The 19,208-nt window shown below is 64.5% G+C and carries 17 protein-coding genes, 1 tRNA gene and 1 pseudogene; 6 read left to right on the top strand and 13 right to left on the bottom strand.

The annotated features are described in order from the left end of the window. The first annotated feature begins 13 nt into the window (after positions 1-13). Complete coding sequence (locus tag HMPREF1224_RS45800; protein WP_010793759.1) at positions 14-271, top strand: ATP-binding protein; 258 nt, start codon at positions 14-16, stop codon at positions 269-271. A 375-nt stretch (positions 272-646) separates the two neighbouring features. Here the strand turns inward: HMPREF1224_RS45800 and HMPREF1224_RS32030 are convergent, their stop codons facing one another. Next, positions 647-1,510, bottom strand: a complete 864-nt coding sequence (locus HMPREF1224_RS32030; RefSeq protein WP_010793758.1) for a phage integrase N-terminal domain-containing protein — start codon at positions 1,508-1,510, stop codon at positions 647-649. Between the two features lie 601 nt (positions 1,511-2,111). After that, positions 2,112-3,254: an STY4528 family pathogenicity island replication protein gene (locus HMPREF1224_RS32025; protein WP_010793757.1), complete on the bottom strand. Its 1,143-nt coding sequence runs from the start codon at positions 3,252-3,254 to the stop codon at positions 2,112-2,114. Positions 3,255-3,710: 456 nt separating this feature from the next. Here HMPREF1224_RS32025 and HMPREF1224_RS32020 point away from each other — a divergent pair. Continuing rightward, positions 3,711-3,787, top strand: a tRNA-Met gene (locus HMPREF1224_RS32020). 150 nt (positions 3,788-3,937) lie between these two features. Here HMPREF1224_RS32020 and HMPREF1224_RS32015 read toward each other — a convergent pair. From HMPREF1224_RS32015 to HMPREF1224_RS45960, 3 genes and pseudogenes are all read right to left on the bottom strand, one after another. Continuing rightward, complete coding sequence (locus HMPREF1224_RS32015) at positions 3,938-4,243, bottom strand: HigA family addiction module antitoxin (RefSeq protein ID WP_003113527.1); 306 nt, start codon at positions 4,241-4,243, stop codon at positions 3,938-3,940. A gap of 11 nt (positions 4,244-4,254) precedes the next feature. After that, a complete protein-coding gene (locus tag HMPREF1224_RS44585) occupies positions 4,255-4,533 on the bottom strand; it encodes a type II toxin-antitoxin system RelE/ParE family toxin (protein ID WP_003113526.1) in 279 nt (92 codons plus the stop codon). Between the two features lie 52 nt (positions 4,534-4,585). Beyond that, positions 4,586-4,711, bottom strand: a pseudogene (locus tag HMPREF1224_RS45960) (integrase); the annotation flags it as partial. 150 nt (positions 4,712-4,861) lie between these two features. Here HMPREF1224_RS45960 and HMPREF1224_RS32010 point away from each other — a divergent pair. Further along, a complete protein-coding gene (locus HMPREF1224_RS32010; protein ID WP_003099265.1) occupies positions 4,862-7,090 on the top strand; it encodes a TonB-dependent receptor in 2,229 nt (742 codons plus the stop codon). Between the two features lie 69 nt (positions 7,091-7,159). Here the strand turns inward: HMPREF1224_RS32010 and can are convergent, their stop codons facing one another. The 8 genes from can to HMPREF1224_RS31970 all read right to left on the bottom strand — a co-directional run bounded on the left by can (position 7,160) and on the right by HMPREF1224_RS31970 (position 14,157). Further along, positions 7,160-7,807, bottom strand: a complete 648-nt coding sequence (gene can, locus HMPREF1224_RS32005; protein WP_003095021.1) for a carbonate dehydratase — start codon at positions 7,805-7,807, stop codon at positions 7,160-7,162. A 61-nt stretch (positions 7,808-7,868) separates the two neighbouring features. Continuing rightward, positions 7,869-9,107: a C69 family dipeptidase gene (locus HMPREF1224_RS32000; protein ID WP_010793756.1), complete on the bottom strand. Its 1,239-nt coding sequence runs from the start codon at positions 9,105-9,107 to the stop codon at positions 7,869-7,871. 198 nt (positions 9,108-9,305) lie between these two features. After that, on the bottom strand, positions 9,306-9,758 hold the full coding sequence (gene rimI, locus HMPREF1224_RS31995) for a ribosomal protein S18-alanine N-acetyltransferase (RefSeq protein WP_003095025.1): 453 nt from the start codon (positions 9,756-9,758) through the stop codon (positions 9,306-9,308). Next, a complete protein-coding gene (locus tag HMPREF1224_RS31990) occupies positions 9,755-10,456 on the bottom strand; it encodes a hypothetical protein (RefSeq protein WP_003141633.1) in 702 nt (233 codons plus the stop codon). The genes rimI and HMPREF1224_RS31990 overlap by 4 nt, the downstream gene beginning before the upstream one ends. A gap of 259 nt (positions 10,457-10,715) precedes the next feature. Further along, positions 10,716-11,252 carry a DUF6160 family protein gene (locus HMPREF1224_RS31985; protein ID WP_003141635.1) on the bottom strand — a complete coding sequence of 179 codons (537 nt, stop codon included), beginning with the start codon at positions 11,250-11,252 and terminating at the stop codon, positions 10,716-10,718. Between the two features lie 30 nt (positions 11,253-11,282). Further along, complete coding sequence (locus tag HMPREF1224_RS31980; protein ID WP_003095031.1) at positions 11,283-12,302, bottom strand: hypothetical protein; 1,020 nt, start codon at positions 12,300-12,302, stop codon at positions 11,283-11,285. 1 nt (position 12,303) lies between these two features. Then, the gene (locus HMPREF1224_RS31975) at positions 12,304-13,350 is read right to left on the bottom strand and encodes a DUF6160 family protein (protein ID WP_003106143.1); all 1,047 of its coding nucleotides are present in this window, start codon (positions 13,348-13,350) and stop codon (positions 12,304-12,306) included. Positions 13,351-13,554: 204 nt separating this feature from the next. Further along, a complete protein-coding gene (locus tag HMPREF1224_RS31970; protein WP_003095035.1) occupies positions 13,555-14,157 on the bottom strand; it encodes a hypothetical protein in 603 nt (200 codons plus the stop codon). Between the two features lie 284 nt (positions 14,158-14,441). Here HMPREF1224_RS31970 and mksB point away from each other — a divergent pair, with 284 nt between their 5' ends. From mksB to mksF, 3 genes are all read left to right on the top strand, one after another. Beyond that, positions 14,442-15,740 carry an Mks condensin complex protein MksB gene (gene mksB, locus HMPREF1224_RS31965; protein ID WP_003117421.1) on the top strand — a complete coding sequence of 433 codons (1,299 nt, stop codon included), beginning with the start codon at positions 14,442-14,444 and terminating at the stop codon, positions 15,738-15,740. After that, complete coding sequence (mksE, locus tag HMPREF1224_RS31960) at positions 15,730-16,425, top strand: Mks condensin complex protein MksE (protein WP_003095041.1); 696 nt, start codon at positions 15,730-15,732, stop codon at positions 16,423-16,425. The genes mksB and mksE overlap by 11 nt, the downstream gene beginning before the upstream one ends. Beyond that, positions 16,422-19,208: Mks condensin complex protein MksF (gene mksF, locus HMPREF1224_RS31955; protein WP_010793755.1), on the top strand; the 2,787-nt coding region annotated here is incomplete at its 3' end. The genes mksE and mksF, both read left to right, overlap by 4 nt.

The following is a 19,208-nucleotide window of genomic DNA, read 5'->3' as shown; positions in this document are numbered from 1 at the left end:
CAGAGGAGAAACGATGACCCAACCAGACTTGAGCCAACGGCTGGACAGCCTGGTCGCTACTTGGGAAAACGAGGTGGTGGAATTCAAGCAGGCTGGCGATAACTACAGCACCGACGATATCGGCAAGTACTTCTCTGCGCTAGCAAACGAAGCCAACCTGCGCGGAAGCGATGGCGACTGGCTGGTGTTCGGCGTGAACAACAAAACCCGTCGCGTGGTCGGCACGGACTACCGTCTGCAATCCGAACGCTTGCATTCGCTGAAGATGTAGGTTGCGGAAAATGCGGAACCTCGCATCACCTTCCGTGAAATCCATGAGCTGGAACACGCCGATGGCCGCGTGTTGATGTTTGAGATCCCTGCTGCGCTGCAGGGTATCCCGATTGCCTGGAAGGGACACTACTATGCCCGCGCGGGCGAAAGCCTGATTTCGCTTGCTGATCAGGCTGCGCCGCCATGAGGTGATCGTGAACACCGGTTCCGATACTGCTCCTTGCTGGCGGCTGACAGAGAAAATTGCAGAGAGAGGGCTGCAGAGAGATTTTATTTAATATCATATAAATCAATTGGTTATCTCTATTTAAAAGTCTGGGAGCCGAATCTTTGCAGAGAGGCATGAGAGGCCTGGGGATGTTGGTACCCAATCTCAGGTACCCAGATAGATCGACGTTACTTTCAGTCTTTCATGCCCGAGTTCGCGGCTGATCTGCTGTCGGGCGTGCTGGTCAATTGTTCGTTGGCTTGCGCTGAACAGGGCTTGAGCTGGCCCACCCGCCGCCGGAGCTTTCCAGCCTGTGAGTGCCTCATACCGCATCTGCGCGTACCGATGCCGCAGTCCGTGCATGTTGCTCAAACCCGCCGCCTTGCAGTGGCCGTCGTAAACATGCCGCTGCTGGATGTAGGTCTTGTGCGCTGGGATCAGCGAGCCCGACCCGGCCAGCCGATGTGCTTCGTCCAGCACCGCACGCTGCTCCGGCGTCGTGATCGGCACTGTGCGGTCGCGTCCGCCCTTGGCCCATGAACCCTTGATAGCGATGTGGTCGCCACCGTCAGCGTGACGAGGCTGGAACTTGATGGATTCTTCCCGCCGCAGACCGAAGGCGGCCTGCAAGCGTAGACTTACACGGACGTGGGGATCAGTGATCTTGGCCAGCCTGTCATCCGGTTCGCGAGCCTTGCTGATATTGGTCACGTAGCGACGCTCGGGCACGCCAAGCTGTGTGTTGTCCGAGGGCAGAATGCCGGCCTTGCCGATCTTCTCTGCCCACCAGCGCAGGTGAGAAAGCCGATTCTTGATAGTGCCGGACGACAAGCCTTCTCCCCGCCAGCGATCCAGCAACGTATGGACGTGCTTGCCCTTGAGCGACGAAGCCTTCATCTGCCGGAAACCGGCCTCCCTTAGTTGCCGCGCGACCAGCAACAGCGAACGCATCCGGTCGGCCTGTGTGTTGTAGCTGCCGTCACGGTTGCGCTGGCAAAGCTGCCGCAGGGTGTAGGTCAAGTCGTCCATCTTCCGGCCTCCAAGCAAGGCGCCGTACTGCGTTGTCCTGAAATTCAGTGGTTAGTGTTGGTGCCAGCTCGCCAAGGCGAGATCCCGTGATGGCAAGGGCATGGTGTTCAGGAGACACCAGAGCCTCGAATGAGGCGCCCGTCTTGCTCCCTGCTGGAAGCCCGGACGGAGGTACTACAAGACGAAAGTGATGCGAATGTGGGAGAGTCCTCCTATGAAGTGAGTGGGATGAGAAATGCAGCGGGAGCCCTGTGCGTTTCACAGAGATAATTGCCGCAAAGGACAGTGCGCCAGGCGGCGCGGTAGGGATGAGTTCAATCAGACGAAGAAGGCTCCACCCTGGGTAGGGCCGGTATGCCGTCGGAGCCTGGGCATACCTGGGGTGGCTCCACCCTGTCGGGCCAGCGCTTGCAGGAACTTGCGCTGTTGGGGGTGCCGATGTAAGAAGCCCATCGGTCTTGGCAACTGCCCGGTCAATGTAATACTGACATCATCATGTAGGCCGCAAGCTATAGGAACTGGCTTTTGCCCGCATTGTTGGTGGTATGGCGCGGAGCGTCACTGCGGCGTGCAGTGACGCTCCGTTTAGCGGCAGCATTTGCTACGCAGGATGGGGCTGCCATCCCCTGACCTGCATTACCTGTGCTGCGATGTCCCCAGCGTTCGTCGGGACGTTCAGCATCTTGCGGATGTTGGCGATGTGCGCCAGGACTGTTTCACGCGATGCCGGTGGCGCAGTCGGTTCTGGGCGGTCTTCGGTGCGCGGCGGACTTGTAGGCCGGTCCGCGGCAGACGCCTCCTTGCGTCCTGCCCACAAGCGGAACTCGCCCGCAAAAACGCGCTTCACCAAGGCGAAGAAGTAGGCCACGACATTGCGCACGGTGCCGCTCTGGCTGCGTGCCTGCAGCTCGTCGAGTACTTCCTGGCGCTGCTGCGGCGGCAGCCGCCGCAAGGCGGCCTGGACGTCTTTTTGCTGATCTGCCTGGGCATTGCTCAGGCAAGGCGGTAAGCTCACCGACTGCGATGCCGAATCGCCGTCGCCTTCGCGCGCGCGGTACGTACGTTCTTTTTTATACATATACGTCTTATACGTACTGCCCTGCTCAGCCGTCATGTGGCGAGCGAGTCCGGTCTGTTGCGGAACAAGCGTGCTGCCAGCGGAATCACGGGACGATGACAGTTGGCCTGCCGCCTGGTGCACTTGTGGCGGCGGCGTAGGGGGTAAATCATCGTCACTGTGGTGCTGATCGTGGGGCGCAATGGAAGTGGCTTCAGGTGCCTGCGCCAGCGTTGCCTGAATGTGAATGGCCACCCGATCCACCTGGTTGTTTTCGTGGCCGACGGAAGATTGCAGAAGCGCGGGCAGGCTGGCATCGAGCGTGCAAGCCTGTTGGAAGTCGAGGGCGCTTTCGTGAACCTGATACAGCTCGCTGAGCACATGGCCGGTCAGAGGATCGCGCTGCTGGCCCACCAGACTGATCCACCCCGTCAGCCGAAGCACGACGAGAACGCGCCGGGCCGTCTCGTACCCGGCCCGCTGCCCCAGCGGGGTAGAGGTGAGATAGCGACGCAACTGCCCCAGATTCGCCAGCGGGCTGATGCCGTCGGCAGAGCGCAGCATGCGCAGAACCTGCCAGCCATTGCGCTCCAATGGCGTGAGGCGGGCATCGAGCATGAGCGAGGCCGGCGTGGTGAACAGGGCATCTTGTCCCAGCGGGTTGTGGCGGGTGTGATGGTCTGCCATGAGCGTTCTCCGAGGTCTGGGCCACAGCGGCCCGTTCCCCTGCATCTCATCGCGTACCGTTCCATGCGTCAGCCAACAATGCGGTTTGCGCCATACCCGTTTTATCCGGCAGGCGTAGCTCTGGCACCGGATTCCAGACTGATCTATCATCCCGATACCCCCATGGGGGGTACAGCTGGGGGTACTTCCAGCAATTCCCGCAAAGGCCGTGGCCCGGTTTCCCCGTGAAACCTAGCATTCACGGCCCTTTGCCGACCGATCAACGTTTAAACGTGTAATCCCCTTCCCGTCCCAGGAAAGCCCCGGCCAAGCGCCGGGGCTTTTCGTTCCTGCCCCTCCCCATCGCCCTCTCTCCGGCGATCCGACCCCTTCCGTCTAAACGATTGAAAGATCAGAAAATTATCTAGCCCCAGGGGTTGACAGCCCCGCCCGAGATACGGAAAATGCGCGCCACTCGGCTACATAGCTCAGTCGGTTAGAGCGCAGCATTCATAATGCTGATGTCCCAGGTTCAAGTCCCGGTGTAGCCACCATATTTTTCAAGGGGTTAGCGCAAGCTAACCCCTTTTTGTTTTGGTCGGCAGACTACAAACCGACTACAAACCGTCTACGCCCCCCTTTACCGATTTACGGTTCGCATAAAAAAGCCCCGCATCTGCGGGGCTCTACGATCAACGTCACTGCTATCCGTGAGCAAGCAGCGGCTCAATCTCATGTTCGATCTGCTTGCCATTCGCCGCATAAGCAGTTGCTAACGAATACTCACTCTGGAGATTCATCCAGAACTGAGCGGACGTATCAAAGTAACGCCCCAGACGAATCGCCATATCTGCGGAGATACCACGCTGCTCACGAACGATATCGTTCACTGTCGGAGCGGAGACTTTCAAAGCGCGTGCTAGAGCAGCTGGAGAGATATCAAACTCCATCAGAAACTCATCGCGCAATATTTCCCCAGGATGGATGGGGCGCATACCATTGGTAGCCATGGTCCACCTCCTCAGTGGTAATCAACTATTTCGACTTCTTCGGGACCCGCATCCGTCCAGACGAAACAGACACGCCACTGGTCATTGATCCTGATGCTATGTTGGCCCGCCCGCTTTCCCTGCAACGGCTCCAACCGGTTTCCAGGTGGAGAGCGCAGGTCTCGAAGCTCCGTAGCCGCATGAAGCATTGCGAGCTTACGCGTAGCGACTGTGAGGATCGCTCCCCACCGCCTCGAAAGACCCGTCTCAAAAAGCTGACGAGTCTCGTCGCAGCGAAAGGTCAGAATCATTCATTAACCCTTAACGTTAAGCGTTAACTTCACTACAGATTACCACAGATCCTCATGTGGTCAATTTGTAGCCAGACTGAGTAATCGGAGAAAAGCGCATCGCCGATTCCAAGTGCTCCGGCGACAGATGTGCATACCGCATCATCATCGAGGAATGCCCGAGGATCCGCTGTAGGGCCACGCCATGCGCAGCGCCCCGTGTCAGGCATTTCATCTTGCTTTGGATGCCAGGCATGCCTCATTGAAACAGTTCGAATCATTTGATAATCATTATCGATTTGTTTAGCTTTGCCGCCCATCAAAACAACAGCAACTCGGAAATCTCCTCATGCCCCGCTCCATCCCTTTGCGCCCGGCTCCCCTGGCGCTTTCCCTGTCCCTCTTCGCTTCGTTTTCCGCTCCTGCGCTGGCTGCCGATCCGGTGGAGCAGCAGATGGTGGTGATCGGCTCGCGCGCGCCGACCAGCATCAGCGAGTTGCCCGGCACGGTCTGGGTGATCGAGCGCGAGCAACTGGACCAGCAGACCCAGGCCGGCGTGCCGCTGAAGGAGGCGTTGGGACAATTGATCCCGGGCCTGGATATCGGCTCCCAGGGTCGTACCAACAACGGCCAGAACCTGCGCGGACGCAGCGTACTGGTGATGATCGACGGGGTGTCGCTGAACAGTTCACGGGGCATCAGCCGGCAGTTCGACTCCATCGACCCATTCAACATCGAGCGCATCGAGGTGATGTCCGGCGCCAGCGCGGTGTACGGCGGCGGCGCCACCGGCGGGATCATCAACATCGTGACCAAGAAGGGCGTCGGCGGCGACACTCGCTTCAACACCGAGCTGGGCGCCCGCAGCGGCTTCCAGAGCCATGAGGACCACGACCTGCGCGCGGCGCAGTCGATCAGCGGCGGCAACGACCTGTTCAACGGCCGCCTGGCCATCGCCTACCAGAAGAACGGCGCGGCCTACGACGGCAGTGGCGACCAGGTACTGACGGACATCACCCAGACCGACCTGCAGTACAACAGGTCGGTGGACCTGATGGGCAGCCTTGGCTTCACTTTCGCCAATGGCCACAGCCTCGATCTCGGCCTGCAGTACTACGACTCCGGCTACGACGGCGACCGCGGCCTCGATCTTGGGCGCAACTTCGACGCCCTGCGCGGACGGGCACCCTATTCGATCAAGGGCGGCGTCGACCTCGACCGCGAGCCGGAGAGCAAGCGCCATCAGTTCAACGCCACCTACCACGCGCCGGAAGTGCTGGGTCACGACCTCTACCTGCAGGCCTACTACCGCAACGAGAAGATGGCCTTCAATCCCTTCCCTACCATCCGCTACAGCAATAGCGGCGCGATCAACTACGGCACCTCCTACTACTCGGCCTCGCAGCAGGACACCGACTACTACGGGATGAAACTGGCCCTGGTGAAGACCTGGGAGCGCGCCAGCCTGACCTACGGGGTGGACCTGGACCGGGAAAAATTCACGTCCGACCAGATGCTCTTCAACCTGCCGCTCGCCGCCGCCAGCGGCGGGCTGGTAGCCAGTGAACAGGCCAAGCTGGGCCGCTACCCGGACATCGATACCGACAGCCGCGCCTTCTTCCTCCAGGGCAGTTGGAAGGCCACCGACGACCTGACCCTGAGTGCCGGCGTGCGGCGCCAGTCGATGAGCACCGACGTCAGCGACTTCGTTGCGGCGAACCAGCAGATCCTCATCGCCAACGGCCTCGGCAAGACCGCCGACGCGGTTCCGGGCGGGAGCAAGGACTACGACGTCAACCTGGTCAACGTCGGCGCCATCTACAAGCTGAACCTGCAACAACAGGTCTGGGCCAACTACAGCGAAGGCTTCGAGCTGCCGGATCCGGCCAAGTACTACGGTTTCGGACGCTACGGCGCAGCCGACGGCAATGGCCACTACCCGCTGTTGCAGGGGGTCAGCGTGAACGACTCGCCGCTGGACGGGATCAAGACCAAGCAGGTCGAGCTGGGCTGGCGGCACACCGACGGTGCCCTGGATACCCAGGTGGCGGCGTTCTATTCCTGGTCGGACAAGAGCATCAAGTACGACTCGAAGACCCTGGCGGTGCTGCAGCAGGACACCAAGAAGCGCAACTACGGCCTGGAGGGCCAGGCTACCTACTGGCTGGACGATCACTGGCAGGTCGGCGTCAACGGCCTGGCCATCCGCTCCCAGGAGAAGGTCGACGGCCGCTGGCTGAAGCAGGACGTGACCTCGGCCAGCCCGTCCAAGGCCGGCGCCTTCGTCGGCTGGAAGGACGACCAGCGCAGCCTGCGCCTGCAGGGCGTGCGCACCTTCAACCTGAACGACGAGCCGGGCAACAAGATCGACGGCTACGCGCTGTTCGACCTGCTCGGCACCCAGGCGCTGCCGGTGGGCACCCTCACCGCGGGCATCCAGAACCTGCTGGACAAGGACTACACCACGGTCTGGGGACAACGCGCGCAGGTCTACTACGGCGGGCTCGCACCAGCGGGACTGTTCGACTACAAGGGACGGGGGCGGACCTACAGCCTGACGTATAGCGTGGAGTTCTGAAGCCGTCCTCGACAGTTCCCCTGTCCCTCCAGGGAGAGGGGAACTCGTGGGAAAGAGCTTCCGCCTCTCTCAGCAGCAACCGCCCAGCGGACTCAAGCGATACTGCGGCGGCAACTGGTCGAGGCCGCTGACGGTGACGTTGAGGTTCTTCCACAGGCCATCCTTGATCCCGTAGATGCAGCCATGCACGGACAGCGACTGGCCGCGGTGCCAGGCGTTCTGGACGATGCTGGTGTGGCTGACGTTGGCCACCTGCTGGATCACGTTGAGCTCGCAGAGGCGGTCGACGCGCTCTTCCTCGGTCGGCAACTGCTCCAGGTGCTCGCGGTATTCGTAGGCGAGGTCGCGAATGCTGCGCAGCCAGCCGTCGATCAGGCCGAGCTGGTCGTTGTGCAGGGAGGCGCGCACGCCGCCGCAGCCGTAGTGGCCGGTGACCAGGATGTGCTTGACCTTGAGCACGTCGACGGCGAACTGGATCACCGACAGGCAGTTGAGGTCGGTGTGCAGCACGACGTTGGCGACGTTGCGATGGACGAACAGGTCGCCGGGCAGCATGCCGACGATTTCGTTGGCCGGCACCCGCGCGTCGGAGCAGCCGATCCAGAGGTACTCGGGGGTCTGCTGGCGGGCCAGCTTGGCGAAGAAGTCCGGGTCTTCCTGCTTGATCGCTTCGGCCCAGCGGACGTTGTTCTCGAACAGTTGCTGCAAGTCGCTCATGGCATGCCCCTCGTTTGACCGGTGCAGCACCTTACGGAAGGCGATGCCCGTTTGACAAGCGTCACAGCGCGGCGTGGCTACGCCACCAGCGCTGCTGCGCCAGCGGCTGCATGGCGGCCTGATCATGCCAACAGGCGTGCCAGGCGGCGGCATCCTCTGCCAGGCGCGGCCAGTCGGGCTGTTCGAGGTCGGCGAAGAGTTCCCGTTCCAGCCAATCGCGGCCGCTGCGCAGGAGCCGGCGGAAGGCGCGGTCGGTGAGCGCGCGGCGGTGCACCGCCTCGAAGCGCCACCAGCGGGACTCCTGTACCGCCTCGCGCGGCTGGCTGAGCACGGCGGTGCCGGAGGCCGGATCGAAGGACAGCGGCTGGAACAGTCCCAGGCACGGCGCCGAAGTACCGGTGGCGGCCAGCAGCGGGCCGTCGTCGCGCAAGCGGGCGACCAGACTGGCGGTGGTCTGCGAAGGCCGCCAGAAGCTGCCGGCGTGCATGCATACCTGGCGGTTGTTGTGGCGGCGGAAGTGGTCCCCGCGCGGGCCATGGTGGCGCAGCGCGGCGAACAGCGCGTGCCAGTCCGGCTCGCCAGGCAGGCTGTCGAGGAAGCGCTGGTTGATCCGACAGCGCCGGTGCGCGCCGCCGACCCAGGGTAGCAGGCGGGTGTCGAAGACCCGCGCGAAGTGGAAGTCGCCGCGACCATCCCAGCAGCCCTGGCGGCGAGCCTGGTCCTCGAGGTCGCGGCTGCACAGGTCGAATTCGTGGCCAAGGGTCAGGGCGTTGGAGATGGCCCAGCGCTCGACCTTCTTCGCCGCCCACAGGTTGCCGGCGGTTTCCAGCACCCAGGCTTCGCCGGGGTCGGCGATGAGGAAGCTGTTGTCGTAGCGGATGCGCTTGTCGCGGTAGCCGGCCGGGCCGCCCTGGCCGTAACGCTGCAACAACCCGGTGATCACCTCTAGCGCCTCGCGGGCGCTGGCGCCGCGCTCCAGTCCCAGGCGCAGCAGGTCCATGCCGAGCAGCGCGGTGCCGCGCTGACGGGTCAGCTTGGTGAACACCGCTTCGTTGCCGATGGCCACGCCGTGCTCATTGACGCCCATTTCCGCGCCCCAGATCCAGCTCGGCTGGCTGATCACCAGCGCATGTCGCTGGGCGGCCTGGGGAATGTCGAGGTAGGTGGTGCGCAAGCGCGCTTCCGGATCGTTGCGCACCGCCGGCAGGCGCAGCAGACGCTGCGGTTCGGCGGGCTCGCGGTCGCTGTTCTTGGCGAACCAGGTCTGGCCCTGGTGGCGAAGGATCAGGGTGTCGCACATGGGGGGCTCCAGTCTGCGCATCCTGCCACCGGCCGCTGTCGACCTGACTTCGCACTCCCGCGAAGGGTTACCGCATGAAGGGACCTGCCTGCGGTATGCAGGCGAGAATCGGAATGCTGGTAAGGGTACGGCGGTGCCAGAAGGCCAGCCAGCTACTCCAAGTGATAGCTAGTTGCCGGCAGGGAAGCGGAGCAAGCCTCAGTCGAACAGGGTACAGGCCATGACCAGGGCGTCTTCGCGCCCGCCGACGGCGGGGTAGTAGTCGCGACGGCGGCCGATCTCGTTGAAACCGTAGCGTTCGTAGAGGCGGTAGGCGGCCTGGTTGGAAGCGCGCACTTCGAGGAAGCATTCGCGAGCCTGGTGGCCGGCCGCCTCGCGCATCAGGTGTTCGAGCAGGCGCAGACCGAGGCCACGCCCCTGGCTTTCGGGCTTCACCGTGATATTCAGCAGATGCGCCTCGTCGAGGATGATCTGGATGACGCCATGGCCGACCTGCTGGCTACCCTCGAACATCAGCCAGCAATGGTAGTTCTTCAGGCCTTCGCTGAAGATGCCACGGGTCCAGGGGTGGCTGAAGGCGGCATATTCGATTTTCAGCACGGCATCGAGGTCCGCCTCGGTCATCGGGCGGAAGGAAATCGCATCGCTCATTGAATCTCGCTCGACCAGCGCTGACGGACACGGCGCATGGCGCGCCACAGCTCGCCCTTGAGGGCGGGTTCTTCCATGAGGGCTTCCAGGCCCGGCACTGCCCAGGTTGCGCCCAGACCGTCCACCTGCAGCTCGCGGAACAGGCTGCCCTCGTCGCCCTCGCCGGCGAAGCGGATCGCCGGCAGGCCGACCAACCACAGGCAGCGGCTACGCTCGCTCTCCTCCATGCGCGCGGCGACGAAGCTCTGGACGAACTCCAGGGCCGCCTGCGGCCCCTGGTCGAGGTTGCCGCGCGCCAGCAGCGGCCAGCGTACCGGTTCGCCGATCAGCCGCGGGCTGTCCGGCAGGCCGGCGGCGCGCAGCAGGTCGCGCAGCAGCAGGTAACCCGGATCGCGGCTGGCGAAGGGTTCGCCGGTGGGCAGTTCGACCAGCAGGGTGCAGGAGCCCGCCTGCAGCAGTTGCAAGGCGAAGCGCGGCGGCGGGGCCTGGACCGCCGGCGGCTCGGCCGGGGCCTCTTCGACCGGCGCGACCGGCTCGGCTTTCTTCGCCGCCGGGGCGCCCGGCTTCGGCAGGCTGATCGGGATCCCGCGGCCTTCCACGGGCGCGGCGGGAGCCACGCTCGGCGCGCTGGCCGGCGCCTCGGCTTGCGGGACGCGGGCCTGCGGCGCATCGATCGCGGCGCGCGCACGCACAGGCACCGCCGGCTCTTCCCGGGGCGGGGTCTCCAGCAACTCCGGCCGCGAGGGTGCGGCGAACGGCAACGGCTGGCGGGGCAGCCAACTGGTTATCTGCATCGCGCCCAGGAAGGCGCGGCGACGCTGTTCTTCGATCAAATCTCGGGCACCGGCAATTAGGCGATGCGCGGGGACGGTTTCGCCCCCGGCGTTCAGGCAGGCAATGATAGCGGTTCTTCGACCTCGGCGGAGCGGCTTTGTCCCGCCATGCGACGGTTCGCCCTCAACGCGGGGCGACGGTGAAGATATTGACGTTGCCCTGCAGCTTGAGGGTGCCGTCGATGCGTGCGCTGACCAGGTTGGTCTGCACCAGGCCGGGATCGGTACCGCGCGCCTTGTTGGCGCCAGCGATGGTGAAGCGCAGGTCCTGGAAGCTGGTGTCCTTCAGGCCGACGCGCAGCACCGGGCGGTTGAAGGCGGCGCCGTCGCCGCCGAAGCCGTCCTTGATGGTCACCACGTCCAGGGTGACTTCGTCGAAGCTGAACTTGCCGCTGATATCGTCGATCACCAGGTAGTTGTTGCCGCTGCCGGCCGGCTGGATCGCCAGGCGCGCGCCGCAACCGCCGGCGCAGCGCGTCTGCGAAGGATTTTCCTGGAGATTGAGCGAGGCGCTGATGCTGATCCCGGCCTGGCCGACCACGTCGTCCAGATCGCTATCGCCCAGCGAGCGCAACTCGGCCCCGGCCGAAGCGCTGAACAGCAGCGCCAGCGCCGCGAGGATGCCGATGCCGCCTGCCAGTGGATGAGTCTGCTTGGCCATGTGCTGCGTACCTCGTTTCCCGCCGCCACCTCAGAGGTTGTGCGACGTCACCTTCAGGTAGTTGAAGCTGAGCCCGGATATCTCGTTGCGGCCCATGTTGTAGCCGCCGGTCGGTACCTGCCCGTAGCCTGGCCGGGTACCGCCGATGTTGAGGTTCTCGATCACCAGGCTGGTGCGCGGCGCATTGGCGTAGAAGTCAGCGGCGTTGGCCAGGGTCAGCTTGGGCAGTTCGAAAGTGAAGTTGCCGTCGGCGGTGACCGAGAACAGCAACGGCTGCGACTTCCCGTAGCCAAGCGCGACGCTGGCATAGGCGTTGGTCAGGTAGACGGTGCGCGCGGCCTGCTCGGCGGCGCTGACGCAACTGGGCGAGCCAGCACCGCAGGACATGATCTCGAAAGTCTTGGCGTAGAGGTTCAGGCGCATCTCGCCAACCAGTTGGCTGCGCGCGTTGGCGCCCCAGAAGCGCAGGTAGGAACCGTCCATCGCCAGTTCGGAGAAGTCCAGGTTGAGCACATCGGTGCGCGTGGAAGTGACGCCGAAGTCGAAGCGGATGCCGGCGTCGACCTTTTCGCTGGCCCGGCTCGAGCAGTTGCTACCGGCACCGGCGTAACCAGCGATGCACGGCTGGCCGCCGGCGCCGCTCACCAGGCTGGGGAAAGCCAGCTCGATCACGTCCGCGGTGTCCGGCAAGGTGCTGACCACCCGCCCGTCGTCGAGCTGGGTGGTCAGCACCGAACCCTTGGCCAGATTCAGCTTGAACGGGAAATTCAGACGGCCGAGAGTCACCGGCGCCAGGGTGCTGCCCTTGTTGCTGCCAGTGGCGGCGACGTACAGCTCCTTTACCGTGATCGGCACGTTCTGCCCGGTGGCGGTGTTGGTCACGCCATTGATCGCGATGGTGGCCTTGTTGCCGTCGACCATGGCGCTGTCGAGGACGAAGCCGATGCCGGCACCCTGCACGTCCGACAGTTGCTCGTCGTCGAGCGCTGTCATCTCGGCATGGGCGAAGGGGGCGGCCAGCAGGGCCGCGAGCAGGCAGGCGCGACTCATCTCAGCAGCCCTTGTTCAGGCCGCCCAGGCAGGTGTCCTGCCGTGGAATGCCATTGAAGGCCTGACCGAAGTCGACCTTGATCGGCGCCGTTCCATCGGCGTTGCGCGACATGTTGAGGAAGGCACCGGCCAGCGCGGCGACCAGCTTGGAGGGATCCTGCTGGTCGCGCCACTGGACGTTCTGGCTCTGCATCGAGATGAAGAAGCCTTTCGACGAGTCGATGAAGTTCTGCGCGTTGTTCGGATCCACGGTGCCGATCGGGAACGACTGGTACTGGGCCAGGTTGAAGCATGTCTGGGCGCCCATCAGCTTGCAGTCGTTGGAGGTCAGGAAGGGCAGCAGGACGTTCACCAGGCTGCCGATGATGGTGCTGTCGTGCATGTCCAGGGCCGTGCCGTTCTTCAGGCCGATCATGGCAGCGCGGATCGGGTCGGGGTTGCCGGAGCTGTTCACCAGCTCTGCCTGGGCGGTGTACTGAGAGCTGCCGGTGAGAGTGATGGCGGTCTTCGCCGCCAGGCAGTCGAGGGCCAGCAGGCCGCAGGAAATGCTGCCTCCCAGTTGGCTGCCGGTGCCGTACAGGTCCACCGGCACGTTGCCGGTGAGGGTCTTGATATCGCCCGAGAGGTAGCCCTTGGCTTCGCCGAAACCGATACGGATCCCGACCATCTTGCTGCCGTCGTAGGCGAACTCGATGTAGGGATTGCTGATGAGGAACGGGTTGATCGCGCCGGTGGTGTCGTTGACCGTGCCCAGGGCGAAGTTGTCGATGGCGATGTCGGCACTGCCGGCAAGCTCGCCGCTGCGGTTGTACTGGCCCAACTGCAGCTTCTTCATGTTCAGTTGGGTCTCGATGTCGGCGCCGAAGTTGATGCGGGTGAAGTTCAGTCCGTTGGCGGCGTCGGTGGTGAGGTTGATGAAGGCCTGGCCGACCACGTCGGAAAGCTGGTCGTCGTCCAGCGACTCCATCCTCGCCTGGGCGGTGGCAGCCAGCAGACCGGCGCCGCAGAACAGCGCGCAACGCAGCAGGAAGGGCAGACGACGGGACATGGGCTCACCTCTTGTTCTTCTCGTGGCCGACGGCAGAGACACTGCGACCTGTAGTCACTATAGAAAGCCCCGGGCGAATCGGGGCCGACCCATAGTCGAGAAAAACCGGCGAACGACGCGGTCGCCGCGCTCGCTGCAGCGGATGAGCGGTCGCTCGGCCAGGATGGATGTTACCCATCGTCACACGGGGGTAACGTCAGCCTTTCACTGCTGGCGGAACAGGCCGATCAGATGGTCGGCGATGGCGCCCTTGATGGCGTTGAGGCTGAGCAGGGAGTGTGCGCTGAGGCGGGCGGGGTTGATCCGGTGCAGGTGTAGCGAGGGCATGCGCGCTTCGTACTCGCGCAGGTCGCCCTTGACCAGGATCGGCAGGAACACGTCGTCGTGAGCCTGGTAACGCTGGATCAGCAGTTTCAACCCTTCCTGGAACGGCAATTCCTTCGACGCCACCAGGCGGTGCTCGCCGGGAATCTTCAGGTAGAGCCCGCGATAGCCCATGGTCTCGCCCGGCAGGATATGGATCCCGGTGGGCTCCACCGCGGCCAGCGGGATATCGTGGAAGGTGTCGTGCCAGGCCTGCTCGCTGGGCAGGATGGTGATGCCGCCATGGTCGCTCTCGGGAATCACGAAGCTGTAGTTGCTGTAGAGCTTCTCGACATAGGCCGAGTAGATGCACAGGCGGTTCTCGAAACGTTTGAGGAAGGCGATCGCCTCGCTGCGGTTGGTGATGGCATCCAGGTCCCAGGCAAGGTCACCCTGGTTCTGCAGTTCGGCCCAGCGGGCCTCGGCGTAGGCGGCGTCGTTCAAGAGTCGGCATTCATTTGGAATAGACAGGCCAGGGGACTTCAGCAGAAAGCGTGCCAGCCCCTGGAAGCCCCATTCCCCGGACCAGGCGGGGCAGGAAAGTCCTTACGCAGTCATAAACTGCCGCTTTTCGACACTTCGGTGATAGCCAGATGCCACCCACCGATACCGGGCCCGTACCTGCGCCGCAGACGTGTCGACGGCCTGCATCGCACTCATCGGCGGCGTCTGCGTCGCCCGTGCCTTTGCAGTACAATCGGCGCTTTTTCCACGGACCGGCCCTCCCGATGATCGACCCCCGACGCGTACTGCGTGCGCTTGCCGAACACTGGGCCCTGCTCGAGCCTCTCTGCGAGCGCTTCGATGCCGGCACCCTGAGCCTGGCGGAACTGCGCAGCCAGTTGAACACCCAGTTACCGGAAAGCAACCCGGCGGAAATCACCGCCCTGCTCGACCAGTGGATCCGCCTGGATATCCTGGTCCCGGTGGCCAAGAGCCCCAACCGTTTCGAGCTGAACGCGCAGATCCACGACTTCCTCGCCTACCTGCGCCACGAGCATCGCCTTGGTCTGTGCCTGGAGATCGAGGCCTACCTGCGCCATCTGGAGCGCCTCGCCGGGTACATCCAGGACGCCTTCGAGACCCGCGACAGCCAGGACCTGGCGCGCCAGCTGCGACTGCTCGACATGCGCGTGCGCGATGTACTGAAGAAGCTCGGCAATGACGAGCAGGCACTGATCGGCGTGGCCGAGCGGGCCAAGACCAGCGACCGGCAGATTCCCCTGGCGCAGCGCTACGCGGAGGTCCTGGCGACCTGGGACGAGTACGTCGAGCCGATGATCCAACTGGTCAGCGCCGACGGCGCCTTCGAGCAGGGCGTGCGGCGGGTCGAACAGGTCCTGCTGCGCCTGCTCGGCGAACAGCAGCGCCTCGGCCACCTGGTCGACGACGACCTGGTGCTGCGCACCCACGCGCGCATCCTCGAGATGCAGACCAACGCCCAGCTGACCTTGCGCCGCGCCCGCGAATTATTGCTGCCGCTGCGCGAGGAAGCGCGCCGGCACAACGCGGTGACCCGTGGCGCCGCCCTGGCGCTGGCGGCGATCCGGCGCAAGGGCCTGGATGCCGTGCCGCAGGCGGCGATGCCGCTATTCACCCGGCCGCAGAGCACCTTCCTCGGCACCGCCTCGCAGGTCGAGAGCTACGTCTTCGCCCTCGCCCGCTTCGAGCCGAAGCCGGCGCAGTTCCCCAAGTCCAGCGGCACGCGCAAGAGCAACGGGCCGACGCGACCACCGCGGACCGCGCGGGAAATGATCGAGCGCTGCCAGGCGGCGCTGCCGCTGCCGGACCTCATGCAATGGCTGCTGGCCCAGGAACCGGACGGCGCCACCGACGAGTTGCTCTACTGGTTCTCCCGGCTGTCGCGCGACGCGCGCTTCCAGCGCGAACGCCTGCAACGCCGCGAGTACGAAACCACCGAACATTGCGTCAGCCTCTGCTCCTTCGCCCTGAACCCCGCCGCCAAGGACAAGGGCCAGGCCAGGGACGCAGACACCCTTTCCGCGAGCGAAACCCATGCATCTTGATCTCTCCGAACTGACCCAGCTCGCGCCGATCTTCCGCGAGCTGTTCAAGGGCTACCACATCAGCCACCGCGACCCCGAGCTGTACACCCAGCTGTCCTCGCACCAGGACCAGTACCGCGGCCTGTTCCGCGCCATGGGCTTCGAGCTGGTCTGCGACACCCGCGGCTTCTACTACTTCGTCCCGGAGCAGGTCGGCGCCCAGGTGAACAAGACCGCCCAACGCCTGGCGCTGTTCACCTTCATCCTCGTCGAACACCTCGCCGACCAGGGCCGCGACCCGCTGTCCGTGCTGGACGGCGGCAGCATCGGCCGCGAAGAGCTGCCGCCGCTGCTGGAGAAATACCGCGACCTGTTCCTCCAGGCCGAGGTGCAGACCCAGGAAGAACTGGAAGAGAAGGTCATGCGCCGCCTGACCCAGCTCGGCTTCGCCTCCGAGGACAGCGGCGTGTACCGCTTCATGCCGCCGATGCACCGTTTCCTAGACGTCTGCCTGTCGGTGCAGCAGGACCGCAACCTGTCCGCCAGCCTGCACGCCGACCTGCCGTTGCAGACGCCGGTGCTGGTCGATGACGGCGAGATCGAACCGCTGATGGCCAGCGACGAAGAATTGTCCGAAGAGAGCGAGGAAGACGCCCTCGCCCGCGCCATCGCCGAAGAACACGCGCAACAGGAGGCTGACGCATGAGCCAGACCCGCTACGGCATCCGCCGCTTCGCCCTGCTCAATACCGCCGGCTACAGCCTGGGTATCTTCCCGCTGGAAAACCCGCTGTCGATCTACGGCGCCAACAACCTGGGCAAGAGCGCCTCGATCAACGCCCTGCAGTTCCCGATCCTTGCCCGCCTGTCGGACATGAGCTTCGGCAAGTACAGCATGGAGCAGTCGCGGCGCTTCTACTTCGCCTCGGACACCAGCTACATCCTCCTCGAACTGATGCTGCCCCACGGTCCGCACGTGATCGGCGTGGCCGGGCGCGGCCCGGGCGGCGGCTTCAGCCACCAGTTCTTCGCCTACGCCGGCGAGCTGAGCCTGGACCACTACCAGAAGAACGGTACCTGCCTGCGCCAGCGCGAGCTGTTCGCCAACCTCGAGCGCGAAGGCATCAAGGCCTACGAGGTGAAGCCGGAAGAGCTGCGCCGCCTGCTGGTCGGCGGGCACACGTCGATCCCGCTCGACCTGACCATGATCCCGCTGCGCTCCACCAGCGAGCAGAGCCTGAAGACCTTCCGCTCGCTGTTCATCAACCTGCTGCACATGCGCGAGATCACCGCGGCCAAGCTCAAGCAGCTGTTCCTCGACGCCTTCGAGCACAGCCTGCGCTCGGGTAACGTCGACTACATCGCCGCCTGCGAGGAGGCCTTCCGCGACGTGCGGCGGATGGAGCAGGACTACCAGGCGCTGGTCGCCGCCGGCCCGCTGGTGGAAGCCCTGGCCAACGGCGTGACCCAGCGCGACGTACTGCGCGGCAAGATGCACCGCCTTTCACCGCTGCTCGACAGCCTGCTCGGCACCTGGCACGACTACGCCGGGGCGCGCCGCGAGGAACTGCTGATCCAGCACGAGCAATACCGCGCCGAGCAGGACGGCCTGCAGAACGAACAGCGTGGCGGCACCCAGGAGCTGATGCGCCTGGAGCGCGAGATCGCCGGCATCCAGCGCTGGCTCGGCGAGCTGTCGGTGCTCAAGACCCGCTTCGCCCTGGTCGACGACGCCAAGGTCCTCGAACAACAGCTGCTCGCCGCCAAGGATGCCCACGACGAACTGGCCGGCGCCCTGGCCCATTCGCGGCAGTTCTCCAGCGAAGACCTGGAAGAGCGCCTGCGCGACCTGGAAAAACGCCTGAAGAACGTCCGCCAGCAGCTCGAACACGCCGACAACAACAGCTACGCACGCCTGCGCGAGGAGTTCAGCCAGCAGGACGTGGAACGCCTGATGCGTCTGTTCAACGGCGCGCTGTTCAGCCTGCCGCTCGGCGAGAACGGGGTGAACCTGGATGACGGCGACGTCTGGGTGAAGAGCGTCGAAGCCATCCTCGACCACTTCAAGGGCGAGCATTTCGAGGCTCCCGGACTGAGCATCGACCTGTCGCACATCGAACCGCCGGCGTTGCAGGCCCTGGCCGACCGCGCCGCCCTGCGCGACCAGAAGGAGCGCCTGGAGAAGGAGCTGAAGCAGCTCAAGACCCAGCAGAGCGTCGCCGCCGACCGCGCCGCGAGCAAGGCCCAGGCAGAGAAGCTGTACCAGGACGTGCTGGATGCGCAGAAGGCCCTGGAAGACTTCCGCCGCACCCAGACGCTGACCGCCGAGGAGCCCGAGAAGCTCGCCGAACTGGCCCAGCTGGAGGCGTCCCAGGACGAACTCAAGCGCTCCAGCGACGCCTTCGCCGAGCGCGTCCAGCAACTCTCCGCGCGCCTGCAACTGGTGGCCCGGCAACTGGGCGACCTGGAGGCCAAGGAGCGCACCCTGGAAGATGCCCTGCGCCGCCGCCAGCTACTGCCGGCCGACCTGCCCTTCGGCACGCCGTTCATGGAGCCGGTGGACGACTCGCTGGACAACCTGCTGCCGCTGCTCAACGACTACCAAGACACCTGGCAGGCGCTGCAGCGCATCGACGGGCAGATCGAGGCGCTGTACGCCCAGGTGCGCCTGAAGGGCGTCGCCAAGTTCGATAGCGAAGACGACACCGAGCGCCGCCTGAAGCTGTTGATCAACGCCTACGCGCATCGCCAGGACGAGGCCCTGACGCTGGCCAAGGCGCGCCGCGCGGCGGTCACCGACATCGCCCGGACCCTGCGCAACATCCGCAGCGACTACGACAACCTGGAACACCAGTTGGCCCTGTTCAACCGCGAGATCAACAAGCGCCAGGTTTCCAACCTGCAGAGCTTCCGCATCGTCCTCGCGCCGAACAAGGATGCGCTCAAGCACATCGACCAGATCATCCACAGCGCCGGCCAGTACGAGGAAGGCGAGAACCTCTCGGTGTTCGACCTGACCCAGAGCGCCGAGCAGGACGCGAAGAACGAGGAGGCCAAGGAATACCTGGCCCGCCTGGTCGCCGCCAACCACAACCAGTTGGGCCTGAAGGACCTGTTCGAACTGGCCTTCGAGATCACCAAGGTCAACGGCCAGCCGATCATGCACACCGACATCGACGGCGCCGCCTCCAACGGCACCACCATGACCATCAAGGCGCTGACCAACATGTACCTGTTGCTGCACCTGATGGACCGCGAGCAGGCCGGGCGCGTGCGCCTGCCCTACTACCTGGACGAGGCGGCGGACATCGACGAGCGCAACCAGGCCGCGCTGCTGGAGACCAGCCTGCAACTGGGCTTCGTGCCGATCCTGGCGAGCGTGAAGCCGCAGGTTTCCGCACACGTGGCGATCGACCTGGAAGGCGGTAGCGGCCCGAACGGCATCTATATCGACGAAGCGGACTGGAAATACATCCGTCGCCGGGATGCC

This window comes from Pseudomonas sp. P179 (assembly GCF_000478485.2).
Classification (GTDB): domain Bacteria; phylum Pseudomonadota; class Gammaproteobacteria; order Pseudomonadales; family Pseudomonadaceae; genus Pseudomonas; species Pseudomonas aeruginosa.
This window is presented reverse-complemented; position numbering and strand designations above follow the sequence as displayed.